Genomic DNA, 14,287 nt, shown 5'->3' on the forward strand with positions numbered 1-14,287 from the left:
CCACCTCGCAGCGATCCGTCAGATTCTGGCTGCTCAGCTTCGCATCGAGCATGGCACGGCGTAAGGGGACATTGGCCACGGCGCACCTCGTGGAGCGAGGACGTTAGGACGTTTCTGGAACGCGGCGGGTTCGTCACTCAACACATGAAATGACGCTCACTTCATGTCAACCCCCGCGATGTCATCGCTCACGGCGTCTTCGGCCTCCCAGCGCAGCAGGTCGCCCGGTTGGCAGTTGAGTGCCTCGCAGAGCGCGGCGAGTGTCGTGAAGCGCACCGCCTTGGCGCGACCGTTCTTGAGCACCGCCAGGTTGGCGGGGGTGATCCCGACGCGGTCCGCGAGGTCGCCCACGGACATCTTCCGCTTGGCCAGCATCACGTCGATGTCGACGACGATCGGCATCAGATCGTCTCGTCCAGCTCGGCCTGCATCTGTGCCGCTTCGACGTCGCGCGTGATGGCCTGGGCGAGCAGCATCCGCAGCACGAGCACGATGAGCGCGACCCCCAAGATGGCCAGGCCGACGCCGCCCATGATGACGGTGACGCCCGGGTCGGCCCGCTGGCCCGGCGCGTTGAGGGCCGTGACCGCGAACCACAGGAGGGCAGCCGCCACGATCGCGCCGATCACGGCGTCCACGTACCGGAAGGCGGCGGAAGAGAACACGGTTTTGCGTCGGACCATCGTCACCAGCCGCCATACGCTGACCAGGGCGACCTGGGCCGACACCATGCCCAGGACCGTGATCACGCGCAGCGGGGTCAGCGGGAGCGACCCGCCCTCCGGGTCACTCCCGCTGACCAACGCCCACACCGTCAATGCCTGTACGAACACGGTGCCGACGAGCACCACCACGAGCACGGCGCGAAGCGCACGCACTGTCAGCTTTCCCATGACCCATCCTTCTATCGATTCACGATGAGAAGCTATCGAATCTCGATAGGTTAAGCAAGGGCTGAGGGGGAGGGCCGACAGCGGTTTCGCACCGTGCAGTCGACCTTGCGAACGAGGCTCTCCGACCTGACCGAAGCTCCTTCCTGAATATGAGCTAGAGGTTATATTCTGAAGATGGCATGGGAGATCGTCCTACTGGAACCCGTAGAGTCCTGATTCCTCAAACTCTGTGAGAGTGATCCGAGCTCTGCGGCCCTCGTCGAGAAGGCGATCGACCGGCTCTCCGAGGTCGGCCCCGCCCTCGGGCGCCCCTTGGTGGACACGTTGGAGGACGACGACCTGAACAACCTGAAGGAACTCCGTCCAGGCTCGCGAGGGCGTTCTGAGATTAGAATCATCTTCATCTTCGATCCCGACAGAGAAGTGGTCTTCCTCGTGGCCGGAGACAAGGCAGGCAAGTGGTCACGCTGGTATGACGAAGCGATCCCGCTGGCCAAGTCCCGCTACATGGAATACCGCGCGGAGAAGAAGGCCGAGCAGACCAAGGAGGACAGGCGATGAGCCCTGCGCGCCGCTGGCAGGAGGTCAAGGCTGAGGCCCACCGGCTTCATCCCGAGCTGGCCACTCCCGAGCGACAGGCTGCCGCTGAAGCCGAACTGGATGCGTACGTGGCGGGGTATCACCTGAAAGAGCTACGTAAGTCGCTGGGCAAAACTCAGGTCGAGGTCGCTGCCGCGCTCGGCATCTCCCAGTCACGGGTCTCCCAAATCGAAAACGGCGACCTCGACGCCATGGAGCTGGAGACTCTCCGGGCCTACGCGGCCGCGCTGGGCGGACACGTCGAGGTGACGATCAGTGTCGGCCCACACTCCGTCAAAGTCGCCTGAAATTGGCCGAGCCCATTCAAGACAACTACCCAACGGGGACATCTCGCGCGTGAAGGCGACATCTGTCTAACCAACGCTGTGATGCACGTAGCGGGCAAAAAGAGAAGCTCTTGACCTATTTCAGCAGATCAAGGGCTTGTGATGGGCACTACTGGGTTCGAACCAGTGACATCTCGCTTGTAAGGCATCCGAGCAGGGACACTACCAGCGCCGATACCGGCCCTGACCTGGGCGTACGGTCCACGACCGTCCACCAGCGTTCGCCCCCCGTCCGGGGGCGTTGTCACTCAGATAGTCACCCGAAACCCGCGCTCTCTGCACGTCCTCCCATCAGGCTGATTTCGATGCCCCACGACACACCAACAGCGAGCGGGATTCCTGTGCACCAGGTAACCGGCGTCCGTCGATCAGGCCGCATGCGGCTCGAACCAGACCGAACCCAGATCATGACCGGAGGTAAGACGAACGTCGGCGTTCAGCGCCGCGGCCAGATGTCGCAGCAAGGCGATCGTCGGCGCAGTCCCGCCCTCCTCGATGCACTCGATTTCATCCTCGGTCATGCCCGCGCGCTCAGCCAGTTCCGCCACGGTCAGCCCAAGTGCGCTACGCCGGTCGTACAACGCCTTACCGAAGGCCAGCGCCTCTCGAATCATGATCCGTTCGGGATCCTCAACCGAGGGTTCAGGCCGCACCCAGCGGGTGTGATAGCCAGTCATCACGCCTGCCTCTCATAGATCTCGGCCACCGGCCCGTGATGGTCGCGTTCACAGATCTTCTGCGCCCGGACCGCCCTGTCGATCTGCCGCTGATCATGCTGCTTCGTCTTACGAAAAACCGTGAGCAGCACGATCGTCCTACCCGGAGTACACCAGTACGTCACCCGAGCTGCAACATCACGCAACCGAATACGCAGTTCCCAGACTGGCCCCTCCAGGTGATCCGACCACGGACCGCCAAGCTCGGTCCCTTTTCCCGCCAGCAGACCGGCCACTTCGTCAACGCGTTTGAAGTCACTGTCACTTAAATTGTCGAGCCACTCTCGAACCTCCGGCTCGATCTCAAAGCCGTACAGTTTGCGCAACTGAGACTCCCCCCACACACGCACCTTACCGAGGGTAGCGAGTCATCACCGATGGCGACGGGCGAGGATGAAATCGCGTGCACGGAACCCACTTCACCCTGTTTGCATCGCCAAAGGCAGAACAGCACAGGTGCGTGCTCACACGGCCCGGCTGTTTAAGCGAGGTGTGACCGAACGATGCAGCCGAGCGGACTCAGACGAAAAACAAAACTTTTGACCTGTTTTGGCAGGTCAAGGGCTTGTGGTGGGCACTACTGGGTTCGAACCAGTGACATCTCGCTTGTAAGGCGAGCGCTCTACCGCTGAGCTAAGCGCCCGGGGAATCCCGTCGGACAGACGGGATAACACTTTACGCCACGCGGGGGGACTTCAGCACATCGAGAGACCACGTGGTTCCCGCGTCGGCGAAGCCGGCGGCGCGCCAGCCGAGGAGGGCGGCGCCGAGCATGCCTGCGGACATTCCGAGGGCGGCCTGGCGCAGGGGCGGGGCGTCGCGGAAGGCGAGGCGTTTCTGGAGCCGCTCGGCCAGCGGGTCGGAGAGGAGGGGACCCGCTTCCGCGAGGCCGCCGCCGAGGACGATGGCGGAGGGGTCGAGGAGAAGCGTGTACGTGGCCAGGGCGAGGGAGAGTGCCTCGACCGCGTCGCCCCAGATCTCCGTGGCGAGAGGGTCACCGGAGGCGGTCAGGGCGGCGACCTGCTCGGCAGTGATGGTGGCCGCAGCGGCGGGGACAGGTGCGGCCTCCACGGCGGGGACCGGGACAGGGAAGTGGACGGGCGCGGCCTCCGTGGCGGGGGCGGGGTCGGCCTTCGTGGCGGGCAAAGTGGTGGCCGAGGAGGTGCCGCGTGGGAAGGAGGAAGCGGGAGGAGAGGAAGAAGAGGGAGAGGCGGAGAGGGCGCGGGTGGAGTAGCGGCGGGCTACGGCGGAGGCGGAGGCATAGGTCTCCAGGCAGCCGAGCTGGCCGCAGGCGCACGGTTCGCCCGCCGGGAAGACCGGGATGTGGCCGATCTCGCCGCCCCAGCCGGCGCTTCCGCCGTACGGCTCGCCGTGCACGATCGTGGCACCCGCGATGCCGGTACCGATGGGCAGGAACAGGAAATCGGAGAGCTCACGGCCGGCGCCGAGGACGCTCTCGGCGAGACCGCCGGTACGGACGTCGTGTCCGAGCATGACGGGGACGTCCAGCGGGACGAGGTCCGTCGCCGGGACGTCGCGCCAGCCGATGTTGGCGGAGTACAGAGCCGTCTCGGCGGTGACCAGGCCGGGTACGGCGAGGCCGACCCCCTCGGGAGTGCCGCCTCCCGCGGTGGCGAGGTCGTCGATGAAGGACCGGATCGTCGCGATGACGGCCGCCGGGCCCCTGTCGCGCGGGGTGGCGCGGCGGTCGGTACGGACGATCTCGCCGGAACGGGTGACGAGGCCGCCTTTCATCGACGTTCCACCGACGTCAAGGGCAACAACGAAGGAGCTCATGCACCCATCCAGCGGGTCGAAGGGGCGGGACCGAGCCCGACCCTAGCGCACGCCAGGCGCGCCGGAATGGAGGGATCTCCCCCGTATGACCGGGACGTCCGTGCGAGACCCGCGGACCGCGCGTCACCTGGGGATCTCTCCCTCACGGCCGGGAGACCTGCGTACGAAACGGCAGACCGCGCACCGCCCGAAGGGATCTTCCGCGCGTGACCGGGGCGCGCGCGTCCGTGCCCGACCCGCCCGTGCCTGACGCCTCCGTACCCGACTCAGCCGCGCGTGACCGGGACGCGTCCGTGCCTGACCCGCCTGTGTCCGACGCCTCCGTGCCCGACTCAGCCGTACCGACCCGTCCATGCTCGATGCGGTCCTGCCCAATGCAGCCGTACTCTCGACGCAGCCATGCCCGACCCGTCCGTGCCCGGCGTTCGCGACTGGACGGCTCCGGGAACGGCCAGGCCCGCTGGGATTGTCAGGGGACCCGGCGTAGGACTCTGGCCAGGGCGGCTTCCACCTCGTCGGCCAGGCCGGGCGCGTGGGAGGCGGCCAGGCCGCCGTTGCCACGCGCGAGCCGTACCGAGCCGCAGGACCGGCACTCCACCTCGCCCAACCGGCAGATGAGGGCGACGGAGCCGCACAGGGAGCAGGTGTCGAGGTCGGCTTCGTGGGTGCGCCGGCAGTCCGGGCAGATCAGCACCTGCGCCTCGTGGCGCACTCCGCGCGTCCACGGGCTGGAACCACGGATCGGGTCGGTCTGCCTGGCCCCGCAGGAGAAGCAGGGCATGATCGCCTCCGAGAGGTCGGACCGGCGGGCACCTCGCGAGCGGGCGTCCGCCGGATCACCGCTTAGGGAAGGTCGGCGAGCACCTTGCGGTACTCGGCGACATCGCGGGCCCGCGAAATCGGGTTCACGACGCGCCAGCGGACCACGCCCTCGCCGTCGACGATGAAGGTCCCGCGTCCCGCGTAGCCCTTCTCGTCATCGAACACACCGTACGCCCGCGCGACCTGTCCGTGTGGCCAGAAGTCGGAGAGCAGCGAGAAAGCGTAGTTCTTCTGATCCGCCCACGCACGGTGGGCGAAGATTGAGTCAACTGAGATCGTAATAATTTTAACGTCTTCGGGCACGTCGGCGCCGAGCTCGTCGCGAACGGCGTCCAGCTCGTTGCCGCAGACGCCGCTGAACGCCAGAGGGTAGAAAATCAGCACGATCTTTTTGCCCCGGTGCTCGGAAAGCTTGACCGGGGTGCCGTGCTGGTCCCTCAGCTCGAAGTCGGGAGCCTGGTCACCCACCTCGATCGCCATTGATCGGGGATCCTTCCTCGACTGACGACAGGCGTCATTATCCTGCCGTACGGCCCGCGCGAGCCGTACGGCAGGGCGGACCCTTAGCGGCGCGCCTTGGGCGTCGCCAGACGCGTCCCCGACCAGTCGGGAGCGGCACTGATGCTGCTGGTCTGCGAGAGACCCGCAGTGGTGGCGTCTTCCCCGATGTCGCTCGGCTCCACGTGCCCGTCCCGGCCGGCTTTGGGAGTGAGCAGCCAGATCTGGCCACCGTCGGTGAGGTTGGTCACCACGCTGCTCAGGGCGTCGAAAAGATCGCCGTCACCATCACGCCACCAGAGCAGCACGACGTCGACGACGTCCTCGAAGTCTTCATCGACCAGCTCGTTACCGGTCAGCTCCTCGATGGAGTCGCGCAGATCGTCGTCGGTGTCCTCGTCCCATCCGACCTCCTGCACCACCTGACCCGGCTTGAGGCCGAGTCGTTCGGCCAGGCCGCGTTCGCCCTGCGCCTGACCCGCGGTCGCGCTCACGTTTGTCCCTCCTGCTTGAATGGCCCCGCAATCACACGGTGCTCAGAGTGCTTCGGCACAGTCCACACGCTGTGACCCTCAGTCGTCAACGGTCGCCACGGCAACGACTGGGCTACGTATGAATTAGTCCGACAAAAATGACAAACGGACCTGGCGTTCCAGATTGTCGACGTTGAGATCCACCACGGCGATGGATTGCCAGGTTCCCAGCGCGAGCCGTCCCGAGAGAACCGGGACGGTGGCGTACGGCGGAATGAGGGCGGGCATGACATGCGACCGTCCATGCCCTCGTGATCCGTGCGCATGCCTCCATCTGTCGTCGGCCGGAAGCAGACCCTCCAGGGCCGCGAGCAGATCGTCATCGCTGCCTGAGCCCAGCTCCAGCAGCGCGACCCCCGCGGTCGCATGGGGCACGAAGACGTTCAACAGGCCGTCGCCCCCACATGACCGGACGAAGCTCTCGCACTCGGAGGTGATGTCGTGCACCCGGTCCCGGGAACCCGTTACCACCTCGATCGTCTGAGATCTCACATACCGATCCTACGATCCATCGTGAGCTGCGATGACGACCGCACCCGGTCCCGGAGACGCGGGCGGCCCTCGCCATCACCCGATCTTCCTCCGGCACGGGGTCAAGATCGACGCGTACGGCTCCCGGAATGTCCTCCCCTGGACCGTTCCCCCGCTGGGAAAGGCACCCGGAAACGCCGGGGCGGGGCGTCGGACGCGCCGGCCGAATGTGACGCGTGTCCGGGCCGCGGGGCCGGATGTCGGCCTCGTACGTGTCGGCTCCCGCCTGGGTATCGGCGATCGTGGAAATCGTCCTCCTCGTCCCGGCGTTCACCGGGCCGGATCGCTGGACCGGCACGGGAGCGGGGCGGTCACGACGCGGAGGGGCTCGGCGCGGCCTTGGCCGAGATTTCCCTTGCCCGACGGGTCCCGGCGGGTCCCGGCGGACCGGGGCCACCGATTCGCAAATTTTGCACCTCGCGGTGACAAGCCCGGCCTGCCCCGATCGACCTCGACTGGCCCCGACCGGCGGGGGCTTCGTCGTGATCGCGAGCGGCCCGGGACCGTTCGCCTCCCTCCGGTCCCGGTACCGCTCACGGTTGGCGTGCGAATCGTTACCAGTTCGGCACGGAGCAGCGCGGGACGGACGCCCTGTTTCCCACCCGGAGACACGACGGAGGGCCCGCGGAGGGCGCGGCAGGAGACTCAGCAGGAGAAACGGTGCGAAAGATGACGGGAAAGCAGCGAGAAACAGGGCGAAAAGCGGTACGTGGGACGCCCCGGAGGGCACCTTCGGGGAGGATCATGCGTTGTATACGGTGAGGGTCCCGACCACGCCACCCGACCGCGCCCACCCGGGCACGCCGGGCGGAGACGGGAGGGCACTCGGGGGGACGACCTCCGAAGTCCCTCTCCGAGAGGACCCGACGCCCCCCTCGCGGGACCTCCGAAGGTCCTCGGAGGGTCTTCCGAAGGCAGGTGAGACGGCGGGTCCCAGATTCCCAGGGAGGGAACCTGTAAAAAAGAGGGAACCTCGATGTAACCTTTGGTGGCGATTCGTCCTACCATCGGTGGTCTAGGCCACTTTCGTATCACTGCCAGCAGGGATCTCCTGGTTACCGGTAAGTAGAGATGCACTTTCCGGGGTAAGCGACCAGGATGGAAGACGACCTACACCAGACAAAAGTCCATCCTCGGAAGGCGAGACCCAGTGGCTTCCGGACGCCAGCGTTTCTCGATCATCAGCGACGGCCTACCCAGCCAGCTTCCTGATGTCGACCCCAGCGAAACCCAGGAGTGGCTCGAGTCGCTCGACAACGTCATCAAGACGGAAGGTCGCACTCGGGCCCGTTATCTGATGCTCCGGCTGTTGGAGCGCGCCCGCGAACACCAGGTCGGGGTGCCCGGCCTGCGCAGCACCGACTACATCAACACCATCCCGCCGGAGCGCGAGCCCTGGTTCCCCGGCGACGAGTACGTCGAGCGCCGGATCCGCGCCTACACGCGCTGGAACGCGGCCGTGATGGTGACCCGGGCCAACGCCCGCACCAACGTCGGTGGGCACATCGCCACCTACGCCTCCGCCGCGTCGCTCTACGAGGTGGGCTTCAACCACTTCTTCCGCGGCAAGGACCACGGCGAGTCCGGAGACCAGGTCTTCTTCCAGGGCCACGCCGCACCGGGCATCTACGCCCGCGCCTTCCTGGAGGGCCGTCTCAACGAGGCCCAGCTCGACGCCTTCCGCCAGGAGCTCTCGCACGGGTTCAAGGGCCTGCCGTCCTACCCCCACCCGCGCCTGATGCCCGACTTCTGGGAGTTCCCCACGGTCTCCATGGGTCTCGGCCCGATCGGGGCGATCTACCAGGCCCGGTTCAACCGCTACCTGCTGAACCGGAAGATCAAGGACACCAGCCGGAGCCACGTCTGGTGTTACCTGGGCGACGGCGAGATGGACGAGCCCGAGTCTCTCGGCGCGATCGGCCTGGCCGCCCGCGAGGAGCTCGACAACCTCACCTTCGTCATCAACTGCAACCTGCAGCGTCTCGACGGCCCGGTGCGCGGCAACGGCAAGATCATCCAGGAGCTGGAGTCCTACTTCAGGGGCGCCGGCTGGAACGTCATCAAGGTCGTCTGGGGCCGCGACTGGGACCCGCTGCTCGCGGCCGACGTCGACGGCGTGCTGGTCAACAAGATGAACACCGTCCCCGACGGCCAGTTCCAGACCTACTCCGTCGAGACCGGCGGATACATCCGCGAGAACTTCTTCGGTGACGACCCGCGCCTGCGCAAGATGGTCGAGCACCTGTCGGACGAGGACATCCGCAAGCTGTCGCGCGGCGGCCACGACTACCGCAAGGTGTACGCGGCCTACAAGGCGGCCCGCGAGCACGTCGGCCAGCCGACGGTGATCCTCGCCCAGACCATCAAGGGCTGGACCCTCGGCAAGGACTTCGAGGCGCGCAACGCGACGCACCAGATGAAGAAGATGTCCAAGGCCGACCTGAAGGAGTTCCGCGACCGGCTCTACCTGCCGATTCCCGACTCCGCCCTCGAAGGCGACCTTCCCCCGTATTTCCACCCGGGCGAGAACGACCCCGAGATCCAGTACATGAAGGAGCGGCGCGCGGCTCTGGGCGGTTTCCTGCCCAAGCGCGTGACGCGTGCCAAGCCGGTCAAGCTTCCCGGCGACGCCGCCTACGCGCAGCTGAAGAAGGGCTCCGGCAAGCAGAACGTCGCCACCACCATGGCGTTCGTCCGCCTGCTCAAGGACCTCATGCGCGACAAGGAGATCGGCCACAGGTTCGTGCCGATCATCCCGGACGAGGCGCGCACCTTCGGTCTCGACGCGATCTTCCCGACGGCGAAGATCTACTCGCCGCACGGCCAGACGTACGAGGCGGTCGACCGCGAGCTGCTGCTGTCGTACAAGGAGTCGACCGAGGGTCAGATCCTGCACGAGGGCATCAGCGAGTCGGGCTCGATGGCCTCCACGATCGCGGTCGGCTCGTCGTACGCCACGCACGGCGAGCACATGATCCCGATCTACATCTTCTACTCGATGTTCGGCTGGCAGCGCACCGCCGACCAGATGTGGCAGCTCGCCGACCAGATGGGCCGGGGCTTCCTGCTCGGCGCCACCGCCGGCCGCACCACGCTGAACGGCGAGGGCCTGCAGCACGAGGACGGTCACACCCCGCTGATCGCCTCGACGAACCCGGCGGCGGTCTCGTACGACCCGTCGTGGGGGTTCGAGGTGGCCCACATCATCCAGGACGGCCTGCGGAGGATGTACGGCGAGCAGCCGGAGAGCGTCTTCTACTACCTCACCGTCTACAACGAGCCCTATCCCCAGCCCGCCGAGCCCTCGGACCTGGACGTGACGGGCCTGCTCAAGGGTCTGTACAGGTTCGCCCCGGCTCCGGCCGTGTCCGGGCCGAAGGCCAACATCCTCGCGTCCGGCGTGGCCGGGCCGTGGGCCATGGAGGCCCAGCGGATGCTGGCCGAGGACTGGGGCGTGGCGGCCGAGGTCTGGTCGGCCACCTCCTGGGCGGAGCTGCGCCGCGACGCGCTCGCCGCCGAGGAGCACAACATGCTCAACCCCGACTCCGAGAAGCGCGTGCCGTACGTCACGCAGGCGCTGTCGGCGGCCCAGGGGCCGTTCGTGGGCGTGAGCGACTACATGCGGGCGGTCCAGGACCAGATCGCCCAGTGGGTTCCCGGTGACTGGAGCTCGCTCGGCACCGACGGCTTCGGCCTGTCGGACACCCGGTCGGCGCTGCGTCGCCACTTCCACGTGGACGCGGCCTCGATCACCCTGGCCGTGCTCACCCAGCTGGTCAACCGGAACGAGCTCGACCAGGAGGTGCTGGGCGACGCCATCTCCATGTACCACCTGAAGAACGGCGTGACCGAGGCCGCGGGCGCCGAGAGCAACGACACCCAGTCCATGGGAGTTTGATCGTCCCCGGGCGGGTTCTCCTTTTCACGGAGAGCCCGCCCGGTTAGTGTTAATCGCTCCCCCCGATCACCGAATCCAGGGGGAGAGCGTTTCATGACAAGAATCCTTAGGGCGGCCGCGACGGCCACGGCCCTGTCGACCGTGCTCTCCGCCTGCGGTGGTGGCCCCGGCGGGAACGCCTCCTCCGGAGGCGGCCTTGTCGGCGGCGAGGTCGTCTCGGGCACCTCCCAGCCGACCGTCACCTCGACCACCTCGACCGCCACCCCAGGGGAGGCGATCGCCTGGGGCCCGTGCACCGACATCAAGCGGCCCGGCGGCGAGGCCCCCGCGAAACCGGAACCCGCGCAGCAGTGCGGGAAGCTCAAGGTCCCGCTTGACTACGCCAGACCGGACGGCGAGTCCATCGAGATAGCCGTCATCCGCGTCAAGGCCACGAACCCCGGCAGGCGGATCGGCTCGCTGGTCTTCAACTTCGGCGGCCCCGGCGCCTCGGGCGTCGACACCATGGCCCAGGCGGCCAAGGCCTTCACCACCCTGAACGGCCGCTTCGACCTGGTCAGCTTCGACCCTCGGGGGGTCGGCCGCAGCGACGGCGTCCGGTGCGGCGACAACGCGGTGATGGACAGGTTCACCTCGATGGACACCCTGCCCGCCAACGAGACCGAGCGCGCCAGGAGCCGGCAGATCACCAGGGAGTTCGTGACGGCCTGCGGGCAGACCTCGGGCAGGCTGCTGCCCTACGTCGGCACCGTGAACGCCGCCGCGGACATGGACCGCCTCCGCGCGGCCCTGGGCGAGAAGCAGCTGAACTACTTCGGCATCTCGTACGGGACGCAACTCGGCGCGGTCTACGCGACCAGGTTCCCGCGGAACGTGGGCCGGTTCGTGCTGGACGCCCCGCTGGACCCGAGCGTCACCATGGCGACGCGCACGATGGTCCAGACGAAGGGGTTCCAGCACGCCTACGACGCCTTCCTGAAGGACTGCGCGAAGCAGCCCCGCGAGTGCGAGATCGGCAGCGACGCGACGATCGCCAACAAGAACGTCATGAAGCTCATGGACGAGCTGAACGACAAGCCCCTCAAGGTCGGCGGGCGCCTCCTGACGCAGGGGCTGGCGGGTATCGGCATCGCCGCCGCGCTGTACTCGAAGATGACCTGGCCGCTGCTGGACCAGGCGCTGAGCCAGGCGATGAAGGGCGACGGGCGGATTTTGCTCGCGCTGGCCGACAGCTACAACGGCCGCCAGCCCGACGGGAACTACACGACGCTCATGAGCAGCTTCCCCGCGATCAGCTGCGTGGACACCGCGGAGCGGCCCACCCCCGAGCAGCTGACCGCGCTGGAGAACGAGACGCTGAAGGTCTCCCCGCTGTTCGGCGGCGCGGGGATGGGCCTGATCTGCTCGATGTGGCCGGTCCGCGGCAGCGACGCGGCCAGGCAGATCAACGCCACGGGCTCGGCGCCGATCCTGGTGATCGGCGGCACCGGCGACCCCGCCACGCCGTACGAGTGGGCTCCGAAGCTGGCGGGGGAGCTCAGGACGGGCGTGCTGGTGACCTACAAGGGTGAGGGGCACGGCGCCTACCTGTCCGGTGACACGTGCGTCAAGAAGCTGACCGACGCCTACCTGATCGACGGGAAGGTCCCGGACAGGGGCATCGTCTGCACCGGCTCATGACACGGCGGGTGCTCAAAACCGGGGGCTCAGGACCAAGGGCTCAAGGTGAGTGCTCAGGGCGGAGGTTCAGGACCGGGGCCAAGGTGAATGCTCAGGACGAGTGCTCATGACGGGGGCTCAGCAGGTCTCCAGGCGGGGCCGCGCGGTCTCGAAGCGGAAGCCGACCCTGCCCAGGTGGTCCTGGAGCAGCTCCTTCACGGTCCCGTCCGCGTACATCGACGTGATCACTTCGTTGATCTTCCGGCAGGCCACCGGGTCTCCGGGCCTGAGCGCGACGCCGTACCGCTCGGAGGTGAGCCTGAGCCCGGCGACCTCGACCTTGACGTCGCGCAGGCGGGCGCCGAAACCGGCGATCAGCAGGTCGTCGCCGACCATGGCGTCGGCGCGGCCGTCGGCCAGCTGGAACGCGCACTCCGCCCAGTTCTGCGCCGGTACGGCGACGAAGTCGACGCCCCTGTCGCGGATCATCGTGCCCGTGGTCTGGCCCGACGGCACGCAGATCCTCCTGCCGCGCAGTTCCTTCAGCTTGTCGATCTTCGCGCCGGTGCGGACGAGCACGTCGCGGTGGGCGAGGTAGTACGGTCCGGCGAAGGCGACGCGGCGGCGGTCGGCGGTGTCGATCGAGAAGTTGGCGATCACGAGGTCGACCCTGCCCTTCTCCACCGCCTCCTCGCGCTCGTCGTACCCCACGGGCACGAACCTGAGCCCGCCCTCGGGCACCTTCAGGGCCCTGGCGATGTGGGCGGCCACGTCGGCCTCGAATCCCCGGGGCGGGTCGCCCAGCGAGATGCCCGGCAGGCCCTCCCTGAACCCCACGCGGAGCCTGCCGGTCTTCCTGATCCGGTCGAGCAGGGGCGAGCCGGTGGAGACCTCCTGGACCGGCGTCGGCGGGCTGGACGCCGGTGGGCGGGTGGGCTCGGCCCGCCCGCCCGGCGCGACACCGAAGTCAAGTGCCAGCAGGGCACCGGCCACGCCGAGGACCGCGACCCCGGCGGCGATCGCGGCGACGACCGCGGACCGGCGCCGAGGGCGCCCGGACGGCTCCTCCGGCCGCGTCAGGTCCCCGGTGGCGGCCCGCGCGCCCTCGGCCAGCTCCTCCTCCGATACCTCCGGGGCCTCCGCCTCGTCCACCGGGTGGCCGAGCAGGCGTTTGAGCAGCACGTCCGAGGTGGGCCTGAGCCTCTGGTCCTTGTTCAGGCAGGCGGCGACGATCTCGCGCAGCCCGTCGGGCAGGCCGCTCAGGTCGGCCTCGTGGTTGATGACCCGGTTGAGCGTCGCCACGATCGTGTCGCTCCCGAAGGGAGCCCTGCCGGTGGCGGTGAAGACGATGGTCGAGCCCCAGGCGAACACGTCGGCGGGGAAACCCACCCGCTCTCCGGCGATCTGCTCGGGCGCCATGTAGGCGGGGGTGCCGACCGCGCGGGTGGTGATCGTCCCGCTCTCGTCAATGATCTTCGCGATGCCGAAGTCGACGACCCGGGGGCCGTCGGTGGCGAGCAGGACGTTGTCGGGTTTGAAGTCGCGGTGCGCGATGCCCGCGTGGTGGATCGCCGTCAGAGCGGTGGCGGTGCCGACGGCGAGGCGTTCGAGCGCCTCTCCGGCCAGCGCTCCCTCGCGCTCGACGACCTCGCGCAGCGAGGGGCCCTCGATCAGCTCGCTCGCGATGTAGGGCGCCTCGCCGTCGAGGTCGGCGCCGAGCACCCGGGCGGTGCAGAAGGCGGCCACCCGGCGGGCCGCCGCCAGTTCGCGGGCGAAGCGGGAGCGCGCCTGGGTCTCCTCGGTGAAGCGCACGTGCAGCAGCTTGACGGCCGCCCGCTCGCCGTCCTCGGACTCGCCGAGGTAGACGACCCCCTGCCCGCCCTCCCCCAGCCTGCCCCTGAGCGCGTACTTCCCCAGCCGCGGCGGATCCCCCGGCCGCAACGGTCTGATCTCCGGCACCGCGGACCCCTCGTTCACTGTGCTTTGCCAGAACATTACACACCAGGGAGGGCGG

Annotated in this window: 13 protein-coding genes, 1 tRNA gene and 1 pseudogene; 4 read left to right on the top strand and 11 right to left on the bottom strand. The window is 67.9% G+C overall.

Annotation, left to right across the window (positions count from 1 at the left end; genetic code table 11):
* Positions 1–156 precede the first annotated feature (156 nt).
* Positions 157–402, bottom strand: a complete 246-nt coding sequence (locus ABD817_RS14395) for a helix-turn-helix domain-containing protein (RefSeq protein WP_344918383.1) — start codon at positions 400–402, stop codon at positions 157–159.
* Positions 402–893, bottom strand: coding sequence for a DUF2975 domain-containing protein (locus ABD817_RS14400; RefSeq protein WP_344918384.1), 492 nt, complete (start codon positions 891–893; stop codon positions 402–404). The genes ABD817_RS14395 and ABD817_RS14400 overlap by 1 nt, the downstream gene beginning before the upstream one ends.
* Before the next feature lie 252 nt (positions 894–1,145).
* Here ABD817_RS14400 and ABD817_RS14405 point away from each other — a divergent pair.
* Positions 1,146–1,454: pseudogene (locus ABD817_RS14405) on the top strand (type II toxin-antitoxin system RelE/ParE family toxin); the annotation flags it as partial.
* Positions 1,451–1,780 carry a helix-turn-helix domain-containing protein gene (locus ABD817_RS14410; RefSeq protein ID WP_344918385.1) on the top strand — a complete coding sequence of 110 codons (330 nt, stop codon included), beginning with the start codon at positions 1,451–1,453 and terminating at the stop codon, positions 1,778–1,780. The pseudogene ABD817_RS14405 and the gene ABD817_RS14410, both read left to right, overlap by 4 nt.
* Positions 1,781–2,187: 407 nt before the next feature.
* On the opposite strand, the gene ABD817_RS14415 is transcribed toward ABD817_RS14410, so the two are convergent.
* The 8 genes from ABD817_RS14415 to ABD817_RS14450 form a co-directional block, all read right to left on the bottom strand.
* Positions 2,188–2,496 (bottom strand): helix-turn-helix domain-containing protein, encoded by a 309-nt coding sequence (locus ABD817_RS14415; RefSeq protein ID WP_093890583.1) that lies wholly within the window; start codon positions 2,494–2,496, stop codon positions 2,188–2,190.
* Positions 2,496–2,861, bottom strand: coding sequence for a type II toxin-antitoxin system RelE/ParE family toxin (locus ABD817_RS14420; protein WP_344918386.1), 366 nt, complete (start codon positions 2,859–2,861; stop codon positions 2,496–2,498). Before ABD817_RS14420 ends, ABD817_RS14415 begins: the two co-directional genes overlap by 1 nt.
* A 242-nt stretch (positions 2,862–3,103) precedes the next feature.
* Positions 3,104–3,178: transfer RNA gene (locus ABD817_RS14425), tRNA-Val, on the bottom strand.
* Positions 3,179–3,210: 32 nt separating this feature from the next.
* A complete protein-coding gene (locus ABD817_RS14430; RefSeq protein ID WP_344918387.1) occupies positions 3,211–4,332 on the bottom strand; it encodes an ROK family protein in 1,122 nt (373 codons plus the stop codon).
* Between the two features lie 469 nt (positions 4,333–4,801).
* Entirely contained in the window at positions 4,802–5,113 is a 312-nt protein-coding gene (locus ABD817_RS14435; RefSeq protein WP_344918388.1) for a hypothetical protein, read from the bottom strand.
* Between the two features lie 62 nt (positions 5,114–5,175).
* On the bottom strand, positions 5,176–5,634 hold the full coding sequence (locus ABD817_RS14440) for a peroxiredoxin (RefSeq protein ID WP_344918389.1): 459 nt from the start codon (positions 5,632–5,634) through the stop codon (positions 5,176–5,178).
* 83 nt (positions 5,635–5,717) lie between these two features.
* Complete coding sequence (locus ABD817_RS14445) at positions 5,718–6,146, bottom strand: DUF3052 domain-containing protein (protein WP_329084203.1); 429 nt, start codon at positions 6,144–6,146, stop codon at positions 5,718–5,720.
* Positions 6,147–6,269: 123 nt separating this feature from the next.
* On the bottom strand, positions 6,270–6,677 hold the full coding sequence (locus ABD817_RS14450; RefSeq protein WP_344918390.1) for a secondary thiamine-phosphate synthase enzyme YjbQ: 408 nt from the start codon (positions 6,675–6,677) through the stop codon (positions 6,270–6,272).
* 1,189 nt (positions 6,678–7,866) lie between these two features.
* Between ABD817_RS14450 and aceE the strand changes: the two genes are divergently transcribed.
* Positions 7,867–10,614, top strand: a complete 2,748-nt coding sequence (gene aceE, locus ABD817_RS14455; RefSeq protein WP_344918391.1) for a pyruvate dehydrogenase (acetyl-transferring), homodimeric type — start codon at positions 7,867–7,869, stop codon at positions 10,612–10,614.
* A 93-nt stretch (positions 10,615–10,707) separates the two neighbouring features.
* Positions 10,708–12,294, top strand: coding sequence for an alpha/beta hydrolase (locus ABD817_RS14460; protein WP_344918392.1), 1,587 nt, complete (start codon positions 10,708–10,710; stop codon positions 12,292–12,294).
* 117 nt (positions 12,295–12,411) lie between these two features.
* Here the strand turns inward: ABD817_RS14460 and ABD817_RS14465 are convergent, their stop codons facing one another.
* A complete protein-coding gene (locus ABD817_RS14465) occupies positions 12,412–14,232 on the bottom strand; it encodes a bifunctional serine/threonine-protein kinase/glutamate ABC transporter substrate-binding protein (protein ID WP_344918393.1) in 1,821 nt (606 codons plus the stop codon).
* Between the last annotated feature and the right edge of the window lie 55 nt (positions 14,233–14,287).

Origin of the sequence: Streptosporangium oxazolinicum (assembly GCF_039537505.1) — a bacterium.
In the GTDB taxonomy this organism is placed as follows: domain Bacteria; phylum Actinomycetota; class Actinomycetes; order Streptosporangiales; family Streptosporangiaceae; genus Streptosporangium; species Streptosporangium oxazolinicum.